The sequence below is a fragment of the Bosea sp. Tri-49 genome (assembly GCF_003952665.1).
In the GTDB taxonomy this organism is placed as follows: domain Bacteria; phylum Pseudomonadota; class Alphaproteobacteria; order Rhizobiales; family Beijerinckiaceae; genus Allobosea.
Map to the genome: position 1 here is coordinate 202,191 of NZ_CP017947.1, position 12,720 is coordinate 214,910.

A 12,720-nucleotide genomic window follows, 5' to 3' on the forward strand; every position below is an offset into this window, starting at 1 on the left:
GTCCGCTTCTTCGGCACAACCGAAGGAAGGAAGCTCGCATGTCCAGGACCGCTCCCCGCCCGACCGCCCGCGTCGTCCAGCTCCGCAAGGGCACGACCCTCGAAATGGCCCGGCTCGCCTGCCCGGATGCAGCGCAGGCCATCCTCATCGCAGAGAGCTTCGGATTGCCCGTGCTCGACAGCGATGGCATCCGCGACCTGCACGAGCGATTGATCGTCGAGACGGCCGACGCGCTCAGGGAAGGCCTCGCCGAGCGCGCGATGCAGATCCATCTACAGCGGATCGTCGGCTCCTATGTCGGCTCCGCCCATGGCGCTGGCCAGTTCTACAGCCGGGCCGTGAGCGAAGCACGCGACCTGACGAGCAAGCTCGCCAACGAGGCCCGCGACGACGATCTCGACGGACCGGTCGGCTTCGAGAGCGCTGCGCAACGCAAGCGCGAGTTCGCCGCCGACATGGGCGTCCAGGCCCACGCGCTTCGGATGGCGGCTGAGGGCGCGGTCGCGGCCTATGAGCGGGTCGTCGGCGAGCACTGGAAGCCCTTCGAGCGTGCCGTCGAGAATCCGGGCCATGCCGTCGACCGCAAGGCGGCCGAGATGCAGATGGCGGCTTTCAGCTGAGTCGCTACGGGCGAGGCGGATGCCTCGCCCGTCTTCGCGCCAGCGACTGCGACAGGCCGGTCTCTCAAGAGGCCGACCTTTTTGTCGTGCAGCTATCTCACTCGGCCGGCTCGCGCGCTGAGCGGAAATTTCGCCGGATCGTTATTCCACGGATCGAAGATGAGCGCGCCGGATGGCCGCGCATCCTTCACGTTGCGGATGACTAGGTAGAGATCATGCTCGATCGCCGTAGCAGCGAGCATCGTATCGATCACCGGTGGTGGATGTCCGGATGCGCGCTTCACCTCGCCGGCGAGACGACCCCATCGCCGCACGACCTCGTCGGTCAGCGACAGGATTCGCTCCCCGAACCGCACTTCCAGCGCATCGCGCGCCGCGATGTATCGAGGCCGGTCGGCGTGATCGTCCGCAAGGTTGCCCTTGTCGTACTCGGCGAGTGTGAGAACGCTGATGTGGAAGAAGCGCTCGTCCTGCGCTGCCGCCCAGGACTTCACGGATGGCGCTCCCTGCGGATTGATCAGCGCGGCGACGACATTGGTGTCCAGCAGCCAGCCCTTCAACGTTCGACGTCCCGTCCGCGATCCATCTCGCGCTCCAGATTGAGCCCGCCAAGATGAAGGCTTTCCATGAACTCGACGAACGGCGCCCGCGGCTTCTCCGGCACGAGGCGCTCAAACTCCTCGACGCTCATCACGACGACAGCGTCGTGCCCGCGCACGGTCACGCGTTGCGGCCCGTTCTCGCGCGCATGCCGCACCACCTCGCTGAACCGCGCCTTGGCGTCTTCGAGCTTCCACCGTCCCACCGGGGTCTGGCGTCCGACTGCCTTCACAGTCTTCAGGTTCGCTTGCTTGGTCATCGTCTCACACCTGGTCAGATGGTCAGATATCTAGCACGGCGCGGGCGGTTCCGCCAGATTGCGGATGGCCGGACCAGAAAATGAGGGAACGTACCATGCGGCCCGTCCCGGGCGGTGGTCCTGCCGGGGCCGGTTGTTCGCGCAACGGCTTCGCCGTCCTCCACTGCGTTTCGGCCGATGACCACCCGCCGCGCGAGCGCGGGCGGATGGTCGGGTGCGCGACCCTCCTGATTGCCCCGGCACCGGACCTCCGTGACCGGCCGCGATGGGCGCGGTCCCGAAACGGAGGACAAGACAATGACGGCCAAGGATAGGGAAACGCGCTCCGACATCTATACGCGCATCACCGAACGCATCGTGGCGGATCTCGAGAACGGCACCCGTCCCTGGGTCCAGCCCTGGAATGCGGGCAAGGCGAGTGGACGGATCACCCGGCCGCTGCGCCACAATGGCCAGCCCTATACCGGGCTGAATGTCCTGCTGCTCTGGTCGGAAGCGGTGGCGCGCGGCTACTCGACGACGATCTGGATGACGTTTCGCCAGGCGAACGAGCTCGGCGCCCATGTGCGCAAAGGCGAAAGCGGCGCGACCGTCGTCTATGCCAGCCGCTTCACCAAGACGGAGGTCGATGCCGCCGGCGGCGAGGTCGAGCGGGATATCCCGTTCCTCAAGGCCTATACCGTCTTCAATTGCGACCAGATTGAAGGCTTGCCCGATCACTATTACCAGCGCCCGGAGCCGCCGGCCGATCCGCTGGTGCGGATCGAGCACGCCGACCGCTTCTTCGCCAACACCGGCGTGGTGATCCGTCACGGCGGCTCGAAGGCGTTCTACGCGCCGGGCAGCGACAGCATCCAGATGCCGGAATTGCAGAGCTTCCGCGATGCCGAATCCTATGTTGCGGTCCTCGGCCATGAATGCGTCCACTGGGCGGGCGCACCGCATCGGCTGAACCGGGATCTCAGCCGCTATCACAAGGACCTGACAGAGCGGGCCCGGGAAGAGCTGATCGCGGATATCGGCGCCTGCTTCCTCTGCGCCGATCTCGATATCGTGCCGGAGCTCGAGCCGCGCCCCGACCATGCCAGCTATGTCGCCTCGTGGCTCAAGCTGCTCGATGGCGACCGCCGGGCGATCTTCCAGGCGGCTGCCCACGCCCAGCGTGCCGTCGCCTATCTCCATGATCTTCAGCCCCTGGCGAAATGCCGGCAGGAGGCGGCCTGAGACTTCATACGTCCCCCCGTCGCGTAGTAGTGCCGCCCTACCGGGCAGGTAAAGCCGGCATCTCGCCCTGGCTCACGTGCCAGATCCAGCTATCCATCTCGGGCCGAGCGGCGATCATCTCCTCGAGCGCGGCCTCATAGGCATCGTCGGCGCTGGCCGGCACGACGAAGAGGGCGAGTGGCCGTGGCCGGTGCTGCATCAACAGCGCCGCCACGATCGGCTGGTCGGCTGGCGAGGCATAGCGCAGGCCCTTGATGCTCTGCTCGCGCGTCTTCGCCAGCACCTCGACGAGGCGTAGCTCCTGGGCGGATTCATAGGGGATCCAGTTCTGCGCCACGACCATCAACGCGATCTCCTCGACGATCGCGAGACCGGCGGCATTGAGTCCGAAGGTCGCGACCGTGATCAGGTGGGAGGCATCATTCGCCGCCCATAGCGCGAGCTCCGCTTCGAAGCGCGCCTGCACGCGGACCCAGCTCCTGTCGTCGAGCAGGAACGGAAAGCCGGGCAAATGCTTGACGATGAGCCGATGGCCGCCGCGCGCCGGCTGGAACTCCTTGACCTCCCCGACCAGCACCATGAGTTTACGCGGGCCGGTCTTCTGTGGCTGGACCGCGCTCAGCGCGGCGGCGCGCCGCTGCTCGATCGCATCCTTGTTCGCCGCGCGGAAAGGCTCGGGGATCAGCAGGACCTCGCTGAGCGGCGCACCCTTCACCAGCATGGTCCTGGCTGCTTCGATCAGATGGTAGCGGACGTTCCACCAGTGGCGCTTGCCGGCCCAGGCCGAGGTCCATTTGGTCAGGCCGGCCTCGTTCCAGAGCAGATGCAGCAACCCGCGCAGCGACAGCCGGCGTGCCTCGCTCTTCACCGAGGTCGATTCCGTTGCGCCTGGCGTCGGCGCGGCCCGGCTGCCGGTTCGCGTCAGGCTGAACTCCAGCCGCAGAGCCGCCATGCCGCTCGCAGGATCGAGCCGGACGGCACTGCCCATCAGCGGGCCGAGTCCCGACAGATCGACCGGCGGCTCATAAGAATCGCAGGTGGGATCGTGCTGGCCGCCGCTGAGCGGCATGCGTTTGACGACGAATTGCTCTCCCACCGCCGCGACATACATCGGGATGCCGGGCTCGCGGCACAGACACAGCGGGCGCATCCGATCGCGATAAGCCGCCGCGATCGCCGCCGGCACTGCCGGATCGTCTTCGGTCCGAATGCGTCCTGCGATCTCGAACCGGCGCATCCATCTCCTCCTGGCTTGGCCGTCGAAGTTTCGCCCGGCCGGACCGGCGCTGCAACCCGAGCGGGTGGGTCGCCGCAAGGCGCGCTTGCCATGGCGTGCTCCGAACCCCGCCCTGGCAGCGGAGCTCGTTGGGGGGCGAGAGGCCTGCCATGCTTGGCGGCCCATCCGGGAGCCAGTCCATCCCGTCCGCGCTCGGGGACTGCCGATGCGGCGGCGGAAAGCTGCTTTGGTGGCGCCGGCGGAGATGCCGGCTCTCCCGATCTCAGAGCTCATTCGTTGCGCATCCACCCCCGGTCGTTGCGGCCCGGTGGTGCGGCATGACGTGGCTGGAGACGTCGGCGGACGGGCTGCGCAGAATCCGCACGGACAGTGCCGACAGAGCCAACGATCGTGTAGACGTCGGCGTATCCCTCGAACTCCACCGATGGAGAGCGGCCGGTTCGGGCCCCTTCCTGTTCGGCGTCACGGTTGCGCCCAGTTGCGGTCTCGATGGATTGGGTGTGACCGGGGGACGACTTTCGTCTCGATCGCCCATCCGCAACGGCCGGTCCCGGCTTTTTTCCGCCGGCGGCTGCACCGCCTTTGCATCGCGAAGCAAAAAAGCCGGGACCGGCCGCCCTCCACTGCGTTGCGGCCCTAAGGACCACCCCATTGCGCAAGCGCAACGAGGACCCCGGCGGGTGCGGGGTCGAGCGCCCCCGGTCTTTACACCGCCATCGAGGCCGCGACGGGCGCGGTCCGAGCAAACCGGAAAGGATCCCATCATGGCTGTCATCGGCGAATTCAAGAGCAACGGCAACGGCATCGTCGGCAACGTCCGCACCCTCAGCGTCCGCTTCCAGGCCCGCCTGCTCCCGATCGAGCGTGTCTCGCGCGACGCCCCGGACTTCCGCGTCACCGGCAACGGCGCCGAGGTCGGCGCGGGCTGGAATGCGGTCTCCGGCGACGGCGAGCCCTACATCTCGCTCAAGCTCGACGATCCGAGCTTCAACGCTCCGATCACCGCGGCACTCTGGCCGGGCGAGACTGAAGGGAACTACACCCTGATCTGGAACCGCCCGAAGCGGGAGGCCTGATCCCCACCGCGAACGAGCCCCGCCGTCCCGGCGGGGCTTCTTCATGCCAGCGATGGCGACGGACGACGCCACGCCGCCAACCCGCAAAGCAGGTCCCGGTTCGCCGATGGACCGCCTTTTCGTGTGTCGAAGCCGAAGGCCGGCATCGAGCCGGCCTTCGGCTTTCTGGTGCTGACCGGAGCCCAAAAAATCTGCTCAGATCGTCAAAGGATGCCATGCCGGCCCGAAGGCCCCAAGGACGAGCGGTGCCCCCAATTTTGCCGCCGACCGCTGCCGCGCCCATCGACAAAATCGGCTCCCCCACTCGCCGCCTGCGGCGGTCGCTGTGCGATCCCTGACCCCTTCGGCCCACCATAACTGCCGGCGTCGTCTTTCACACTCAATCGAGGAGATGACGATGACGATCGAACAGCACATCGAGGAACTGCGCGCCGAACTGCGGGATGCAACCGACCGCACCGAGCGTCGTCAGATCGAGGCGGAGCTGGAGTTCGCGCTGGCCGAGCGCGAAGTCATGCTGGCCGAAGCCGAGGGCCGCTACAGCAGCGAGCCTCCCTTCTGAGGAGGCGTCGCGCTGCTGGCGCGCTCGCGGTCTCAGCCGTTGAGCGCGTCCTTCACGGCCTTCGCCGGCGTGAAGGTCAGCTTCTTCGATGCGGCGACTTTGATGGTAGCGCCGGTCGACGGGTTGCGTGCCTCTCGCGCTGGCTTGTCCTTCACCTTGAACTTGCCGAAGCCAGGAATATTCGTCTCGGCCCCGCCCTTCGCAGCCTCGGCGATCTGCCGGAACACGCTCTCGACGATAGCCTTCGCTTGCGCCTTCGTCAGCTTCTGCTCGCCGGCGATCGTGTCGGCAATCTCGGTCGCTGTGGTCATGGAAGAAGGATCCTGTGACGTTGATGATCTCGCCGAGTATCGCAGTCGGTGCGCGGCGACGGAAAGGCGAAGAATACCGTGTCGCTCGCTATCCCCCGGAATTTCTCGATGTCGCCCACTCTCGACGTCGCCAGTCGGGCTGAATTCCCCTCATCCGCTGCCTTTTTTGAGGCACCAATCTCGCACCACGGCTGTTTCGGCGTCACGAATGGTGGGGCGAACAGGTCTGGGCGAGCCCTTTGGGGACAGCTCTACTCGCGACAGGGCGCTCCCGGAGCTCGCAAGCGGTCTCCGCGCCTGCGCGTGACGATCCTCTCGCGGCGCTCGGCTCCAGCGCGGAATTTCCGAACCTATGACGGGAGCTTGCGTGACCGTGTTTCACGCGCGAGCGTGCGCTGAGCCCGGTTCTTCTTGGCGATGGCGGAACTCAGATCGTCGTAGTCGACCCCGCCCTTCTGCAACGCCCGGCGAGCGTCGTCGACTTCGAAGCCGAGAAGCTCGAACACCGTCATATTCAGGCTCGAGGCGAGGCGTTCGAGCGTCTTCAGAGTCGGATTCCCGATACCACGGAGCAGTTGGTAATAGGTCTGGCGCGCGAGGCCTGTCTTCGGCAGAAGCGCTTCCATGCCGCCGTTCTCGATTTCGAGCTGCTGCAGCCGGATCGCAATCATTTCATTGAGGATCGAGTGATCGATCGGCTGGGGTTTGCGAACGGGCATCGGGTATCGGGGGGCAGGTTGGCGGTCACGATTCCCGGGACGATATATCAGGTCCCAACATTCAGGATAATAGACATTAGAGGAATCCAGAGAAAGCCCGTTGATTGCGCCGGCTTGCCCGTGCCAGCGTTCGGCCGGTTCAACCCTCGCGATGCTGACGATACTCGTCGGCCAGTCTTATGTCGGAGGCAGGCGCCCGACCCGACGGAGATGGTCATACAAAATCCGATCGATCACGCGCAGCGGGTGCGTGCGCTCCTCGGCGGCGAGCTGGCGAAGGACGAGATCGATCGCGTCCGGCAGCCGCAACGCGTAAGGCCTGGATGATGAGCGTTCGCCATAGGCCTCGAACGGGTTCCGCTCGGCTTTTGGTCGCATCGGTCGCCGTCCAGGCGCTTCGGCATTGTTGTGTCGACGCGGCAAGGCGTTGTGAGGCGCAGGATCACCAGCGCCGCGGTCGTCATAAGCGGGCGTCACGACCACAGGTCTTGGAGACGCCTCAGGGCTCGATGCGGCAACACGCTGCGGTCGGAATGCGTCGCGGGGCAGGGCAGGCCGCTCCGGCTTGCTGTCGGAATCGGGGCCGCTCATCTCAAACGGCCGCTTCGTCTGGCGCTGTGCCCTGGCGTGCCGCGAGCAGCTCTCGCACGACCTGGTCGGCATTGTAGCGCGCTTTGCGAACGGCCTCGTCGCCGTCACTCATCTGGTAAAGCGTGCCGTGCCCGCTGGTCAGCGTGCGAAAGGTGACACGGCGGTAGAGCGCGTTTGAACAGATCGGCACCTGTTCGGCATCGAGATAGGCGACGACCTCGCGCAATGGACGCGTGTTGCGGTCGAGACTGTCGTATTCGTTGAACAGCACGCGATGTTGGCTCATCGGCAGGGCGGATGCAGCCGCATGCTGTTCGAGATTGCGAATCGTACGCACGACTTGCGAGGCGTCAAACGTATGGACCTTGCAGGGCAGGACTACGAGATCGGCCCGAAGCGCCGACTGGATCAGAACATTGCCGTAATAGCCGGGGGTGTCGATCACCACGACGTCGTAGCGGTCGAGATCGGCGATCGCCGCGTCCAGTGCCGCCTCATCGGCCGCACGGACCAGATCGATTCCCTGTGGCGTCATCCCGCGTGCGATGCTTGACGCATGCCATTGGTAGGACGAGCCTTGTGGATCCGCGTCGATGATCGCCACCGCATAGCCATGGCGTGCAAACTCTCCGGCGAGGATGATCGCGACGGTCGTTTTGCCGCTGCCTCCCTTCGGATTGGCGACCGCAAAGATGCTTGGCATCGGTGCTCCTCGGGGCTGCAGACTCACTTGGGTAATGTACATTATAATAGATATTAGACAACACCGAGAACTGCGATTGCCGCAACCGTGCATCGCCCCAGGCGGGAAATGCCGCATTACAGCGATACGGCTTCTCGGTCTTACCCAGACCACGGATAAATTGAATGGGGTAATGCGGCATTCCAGGACTGCCGCGATAGCGTAAAGCGTGAAGTGATCGATATCGAATGGCGCTGATGCTGGGATCCGATATTCCCTCACGCGCGAAATGCGATATTGCCGAAATGGCGCAACTGCGTGCTGGCGTCATGCAGTGAAACCGGAATTGCGGTAATAGCGCATGCGACCCATGCGATGCTCCGGGAGGGACTTGCGCGAGGCAAGCAGGCTGAAAGGATGCCGCCTCCGCGTTGGCGGTCATTTGCTCGGCATATGTCTATTTGAATAGATGTTGATTGACAAGATACCGGTTTGTGGGCCACAAACTCGGGGCGGCTGCGAGACGCAGCCGGAGATCGCCTCGGCGCTCGGTGCCGGCATCCGGCGATGTCGGTGGCCCGGCGGATCTGGCGATCCGCCGTTCGGCCGGAAGGGAAGAGGGCGATGGCTCGGTCCGCTGCCGTTCCAAGACGCAAGCCGCGGCTGCGGACCGAGCTCTCCGCGGCGGACGAGCAGCGGCTGCGTGAGGCAATCGTGCTCTTCGGTTTGCCGAAGGCGGAGGTGGTGCGCCGGTTGATCCGCGCCTCGGTGCAAGCAGGACCGGCGCTGTCGGCCGAGAACACCGAGGCGGTGGTCCTGCTGGCGAGTCAGGTTCGCATGGTCGGACGGAACCTAGCGCAGCTCCTGCGCGCGGTCCGTTCCGGCCAAGCGGTCGGGCTGGATGACACCGAACCGGTCTGGCAGGGGCTCTACGATGTGATCTCAGTGATCAATGACGAGCTCACTGAAATCACCGTCGCCTATGGCTTGAGGCTTCGACGTCTCGCGAAGCTCGAGCTTCCGGCGGAGTGCGACGTGTAATGAGCCGCGCCGGCCAGATCGCCTGGTGGACGGAGCGGGTCGCTGCGGCTCGCGACGGGATAGCGCAGGCGCGCGAGGAACGGCGCAGGCCGCAGGCTGCGCGGCTAGAGGAGCACCGCCAGCGGAGCCGCGGCTTCTCGGCGCGTCCAACCGCGATGCCCCACGCCCATAAACTCATCCGAGGTGAGACGATCGCAGGTGGGCTCGATGCGGAGCGCCAGAGGGAGCTTCCGCCCGGGCCGAAAGGCCGCGGCAGCGGTCCGGCCGGGGCGCGCCGTGTTGGGGCCCCTGGACCAATTGCCGGCGGCCTCGCCGGCGGGGGCGAGGCTGTCGGCCGGGCCCGGATGCTCGCGGCTGGCTATCAGCCTGCGGTCGTCAAGGTGGTGTCCTATGCCAGTGGCGTCCCCCGCGCGACGGCCACCGGCCAGTACGTGCTGCGCGAGGATGTTCCGCTCGAGACCCATGACGGACGGATGCTGGCGGATCGGGAGGCGGTCGCTGACGAAATCAAGGCCTGGGCGGTGGGCTTTTCGAAGCGCGCTGAGAGCCAGGATGTTGGAACGGTGCGCCTGACGCTCCGCGACGCTCCCGCCAGCCCGGGAGGCAGGGCGACCTATGAAAAGGCGGTCGCTGCGGCCTTCGAAGGCCATCGTTTCGCCTATCGGTTCGATACTACATCCGAAGGGATGCTGGAAGCGCGTGTGGTCCTCACGATGGCCGGCGCCGCGAAGGAGCGGTTTCGCTCTCGGATGGTGGAGGGCGGAGCGCCAACGAGGGGACAACGACAATTCGATCGGGCGTCGGAAGCGAAGATCAAGGACAGGATCGCTGCTGCGACGGCTATTCCGGCGGATCGGGTCGGCGTCGTTTTGGACGCGACCGGGCATGGCCGTGACGGGGTGACCCATCAGTTGCACCGCTTGATCGCGAAGGGGCCGGCGGTGGACGACCGTAATAGAACGCTCGCCAACGTCGCAGACGTCAAAACTGCCGCGCGGGACTGGGGACCATCGCTGCGTTCGCAATCCACGCGCGATACCATGCATGTGATCCTCTCGGCCAAGGCGGGCACTGATGTGGAGGCATTGCGACGCGCCGCCCGGTCTTTCCTGCAGGACCGCTTCGCCGACCACAAATTCATATTCGGCGTCCATACCGACAAAGAAGCGGAGGGGCACATTCATGCCCATGCCGTTATCACGGTGAAGAGCGAATCCGGCCGGAAACTGCATCCGAGCCGCGACACCTTTCGTGAGTGGCGCCAGGCCTATGCCGAGCATGCGCAGGCCGAGGGCCTGAAGATCGTCGCGACGGGCGCGGGGGAGCGCGCCTCCTCGCAGAGTTATGGCCCGAGGGATAAGGCGATCGTCGAGGTAGCTGATCGACCACGGCCCGAGCGCGCGGCGCGGGATCGTACCTATGCCGCGGATCCGGCAAACCGGCGGATGATCGATAACGCTCGCCAACGCATCGCCGTGGCGCGGGCCAATCGGATTAGGATGGCCGTATCGGACTCCGAACTCCGCGTGGTGAATGACAGCATGCGTGCTTGGCGGGCCCTTCTCGGAGAACAGCCTGAGAACGGGATCGCCAAGGAGATGCTTGAGCGTCTGACTTTTGCGCAGACACTCGGAGGCATTCTCAACACGATCGCGCAACGCGTGGAACATCTGACAAGGGAGGGAGCCAATATGGCCGGGACGTCCGAACAAATGGCAAGGGATCTGCGCCTGATGAACGAGGCCGTCTCACGTACCAGTGACCTGCTCGACGGCGTGACGAAGCAGCAGTTCCGGGAGGCGTCGGCGCGCTATCTGGAGACCTTAGCCAATCGGCTCGATCTCCAGCGCGTCTCCGAGCGTGGCGTGCAGCAGATGAGCCGCGCCGAGGTCGAGGTGATCGTCGGTGCCAATGCCGACTGGCTGATCCAGCGGGCGAATAGTGTTCAGGCGAAGGAGACGCGGGAAGCACAGGCCGCTGCCAGACTGGCAGATCGCGCTGTCGAAACGGAACGGCAAAACGAGGCGACAGCCGGCCTGGATCCAGCGTACCAGCGTGACCTCGCGGCCTCACGGGATGTCGTGAGGGGAGCGGCGCGCTCCGCTGCCCAGGAAGCGCGTGAGGCAAGAGCCGCGACGGAAGCGGCGCGCTCATTGGCGCGGCATCCGGGAGAGCGGCTCTCGGTCGCAGTGGCTCAGACCGATGCGCTCGCGCAATTGCGCATCGAACAGGAGCGTGTCATCCGCGAGATCGAGGCGAGTGAACGCGCCGAGTCCCAATCGCAAAAGGGGCAGCGGATGGGCGAAGGACGGAGAGGGCGCTCCTGAACGCTATCGGATAATCATCTCGCGCAGGGCAATCGCGATCGCATGCGCCTTCGTGACAGCGCCGAGCTTTTCGCGCGCGGACAGAATATGTTTGGTCACCGTCGGCTTCGAAATGCCGAGGATGATAGAGATCTCCCAGTCGGTTTTGCCTCCGGCCGCCCAGAGCAGGCAGTCATACGCGCGGGCCGAGATGCGCCGGCCTGCACGACCAACGTTGAACCGGGCGCTGGAGCAAGGTGCCGAGCGCATAGCTTGGTGCGAAGCCTAGCAGCGATTGGTCATCGGGGCTTGGATCAAGGCGATTTGCGGCGACCGCCCGTTGCGCTCTTACACGCGTAAGCACGCCGCGGCTTTCAAGGATGCGCTGGAACGGCTGCCCGCCTCGGCTGACTGGTTTCAGGCGACCTATCCGCGCGATGGTCGAAGAGACTTAACCTCGACCGCCCCGTGCCGACATGTGAGCGTCCTGAAGTCCACAAAGAAGCCGACCGCCTTCCGGCAGCCCGTCCGATTTATTCGGCTGGGACAGTCAGACCTTTCAGGAAGAGGCTCCCGAGGCGATTACCTCCTCGGTGAGGATATCGAACCGCTGAAGTCCGTGCGGACCGTAGGTGTGGATCATCGGGATATCCGCGGCGTCTCGCCCCCTTGCGACCAGCACTCGACCGATGCGCGGCATGTTGTGGCGGGCATCGAAGATGTACCACTTGCCCCCGAGATAGGCCTCGAACCAGGCGTTGTAATCCATCGGTGCAGGATCGCGGGGCACGCCGATGTCACCGAGGAAGCCGTTGCAGTACCGTGCCGGGATGTTCATGGCACGGCATAGAGCAATGGCAAGATGGGTGAAATCCCGGCATACACCGACGCGTTCATTCATCGCTTGAACAGCGGTGCGCGTGTTTCTGGCGAACCGATAGTCGAATCGGATTTGCGCGTTCACGTAATTGCAGATTTGCTGAACCCGATTCCAACCGGGGGCAAAACTGCCGAACAAATTCCACGCGGTCGCAGATAGCTCGTCGACCTCACAGTACCGGCTGGACAAAGTATATTCGATGAGCTCAGCCGGCAGGTCGCCTGGCCAGACTTCCGGTGCGTTCTTATCGAACTGGTCCGGAATCCCCGTGTCGCGGACGATCACATCGTTTGTGAAGATCGCTCCTCCCTGCGGTATAACCAGCCGGCGACACTGGTTGCCGAAGCCGTCCGTGTATTCCTCGACCGGCACATTCCTGCCGTCGATGATCGATTTAATCTGCGGCGTCGGCTGACCAACCACGTCCTTGCCGCGGCTAGGATGAGGGTCGAGTAGGACCACCGCCGGAGTTGTTTGTGCGGTGACGATCTCGATCCGGTAGCCGACGCGGATTTGCATTGCGCTGCCTCTGAGAGTGATGATGAAGCGCAACATCCCGGGGTGACTTGAGGTTCCCCGATAATCTCCCGTTCTGGACCAAGGTTTGGTTTC

Annotated in this window: 15 protein-coding genes; 6 read left to right on the forward strand and 9 right to left on the reverse strand. The window is 64.9% G+C overall.

Translation table 11 applies throughout. The features are described from left to right. The first annotated feature begins 38 nt into the window (after positions 1–38). Complete coding sequence (locus tag BLM15_RS29975) at positions 39–620, forward strand: hypothetical protein (RefSeq protein WP_126116573.1); 582 nt, start codon at positions 39–41, stop codon at positions 618–620. Positions 621–712: 92 nt separating this feature from the next. On the opposite strand, the gene BLM15_RS29980 is transcribed toward BLM15_RS29975, so the two are convergent. Both BLM15_RS29980 and BLM15_RS29985 read right to left on the reverse strand, forming a co-directional pair. Continuing rightward, complete coding sequence (locus BLM15_RS29980; protein WP_126116574.1) at positions 713–1,180, reverse strand: type II toxin-antitoxin system VapC family toxin; 468 nt, start codon at positions 1,178–1,180, stop codon at positions 713–715. After that, positions 1,177–1,479, reverse strand: a complete 303-nt coding sequence (locus BLM15_RS29985) for a type II toxin-antitoxin system Phd/YefM family antitoxin (protein WP_126116575.1) — start codon at positions 1,477–1,479, stop codon at positions 1,177–1,179. Before BLM15_RS29985 ends, BLM15_RS29980 begins: the two co-directional genes overlap by 4 nt. 297 nt (positions 1,480–1,776) lie before the next feature. Here BLM15_RS29985 and BLM15_RS29990 point away from each other — a divergent pair, with 297 nt between their 5' ends. Continuing rightward, entirely contained in the window at positions 1,777–2,703 is a 927-nt protein-coding gene (locus BLM15_RS29990) for an ArdC family protein (protein WP_126116576.1), read from the forward strand. A gap of 37 nt (positions 2,704–2,740) precedes the next feature. On the opposite strand, the gene BLM15_RS29995 is transcribed toward BLM15_RS29990, so the two are convergent. Continuing rightward, a complete protein-coding gene (locus BLM15_RS29995; RefSeq protein WP_126116577.1) occupies positions 2,741–3,940 on the reverse strand; it encodes a DUF1173 domain-containing protein in 1,200 nt (399 codons plus the stop codon). A gap of 764 nt (positions 3,941–4,704) precedes the next feature. Here BLM15_RS29995 and BLM15_RS30005 point away from each other — a divergent pair. Next, positions 4,705–5,016 (forward strand): DUF736 domain-containing protein, encoded by a 312-nt coding sequence (locus BLM15_RS30005; protein ID WP_126116578.1) that lies wholly within the window; start codon positions 4,705–4,707, stop codon positions 5,014–5,016. 397 nt (positions 5,017–5,413) lie between these two features. Beyond that, entirely contained in the window at positions 5,414–5,578 is a 165-nt protein-coding gene (locus BLM15_RS31510; RefSeq protein ID WP_164547730.1) for a hypothetical protein, read from the forward strand. Positions 5,579–5,610: 32 nt separating this feature from the next. Here BLM15_RS31510 and BLM15_RS30010 read toward each other — a convergent pair whose 3' ends face one another. From BLM15_RS30010 to BLM15_RS30025, 4 genes are all read right to left on the reverse strand, one after another. Further along, positions 5,611–5,889, reverse strand: a complete 279-nt coding sequence (locus tag BLM15_RS30010) for an HU family DNA-binding protein (protein ID WP_126116579.1) — start codon at positions 5,887–5,889, stop codon at positions 5,611–5,613. Between the two features lie 350 nt (positions 5,890–6,239). Continuing rightward, the gene (locus tag BLM15_RS30015; protein ID WP_126116580.1) at positions 6,240–6,608 is read right to left on the reverse strand and encodes a helix-turn-helix transcriptional regulator; all 369 of its coding nucleotides are present in this window, start codon (positions 6,606–6,608) and stop codon (positions 6,240–6,242) included. Between the two features lie 177 nt (positions 6,609–6,785). Beyond that, positions 6,786–7,199, reverse strand: a complete 414-nt coding sequence (locus tag BLM15_RS30020; RefSeq protein WP_126116581.1) for a hypothetical protein — start codon at positions 7,197–7,199, stop codon at positions 6,786–6,788. Between the two features lies 1 nt (position 7,200). Next, entirely contained in the window at positions 7,201–7,902 is a 702-nt protein-coding gene (locus BLM15_RS30025) for a ParA family protein (protein ID WP_126116797.1), read from the reverse strand. A 603-nt stretch (positions 7,903–8,505) separates the two neighbouring features. On the opposite strand from BLM15_RS30025, the gene BLM15_RS30030 reads away from it, so the two are divergent. Beyond that, on the forward strand, positions 8,506–8,922 hold the full coding sequence (locus BLM15_RS30030; protein WP_126116582.1) for a hypothetical protein: 417 nt from the start codon (positions 8,506–8,508) through the stop codon (positions 8,920–8,922). Continuing rightward, on the forward strand, positions 8,922–11,249 hold the full coding sequence (locus BLM15_RS30035; RefSeq protein WP_126116583.1) for a relaxase/mobilization nuclease domain-containing protein: 2,328 nt from the start codon (positions 8,922–8,924) through the stop codon (positions 11,247–11,249). The genes BLM15_RS30030 and BLM15_RS30035 overlap by 1 nt, the downstream gene beginning before the upstream one ends. A gap of 3 nt (positions 11,250–11,252) precedes the next feature. Here the strand turns inward: BLM15_RS30035 and BLM15_RS32060 are convergent, their stop codons facing one another. Both BLM15_RS32060 and BLM15_RS30045 read right to left on the reverse strand, forming a co-directional pair. Further along, positions 11,253–11,498: a helix-turn-helix domain-containing protein gene (locus BLM15_RS32060; RefSeq protein WP_236846853.1), complete on the reverse strand. Its 246-nt coding sequence runs from the start codon at positions 11,496–11,498 to the stop codon at positions 11,253–11,255. 289 nt (positions 11,499–11,787) lie between these two features. Continuing rightward, positions 11,788–12,663 (reverse strand): transglutaminase-like domain-containing protein, encoded by an 876-nt coding sequence (locus tag BLM15_RS30045; RefSeq protein ID WP_236846854.1) that lies wholly within the window; start codon positions 12,661–12,663, stop codon positions 11,788–11,790. Positions 12,664–12,720 lie beyond the last annotated feature (57 nt).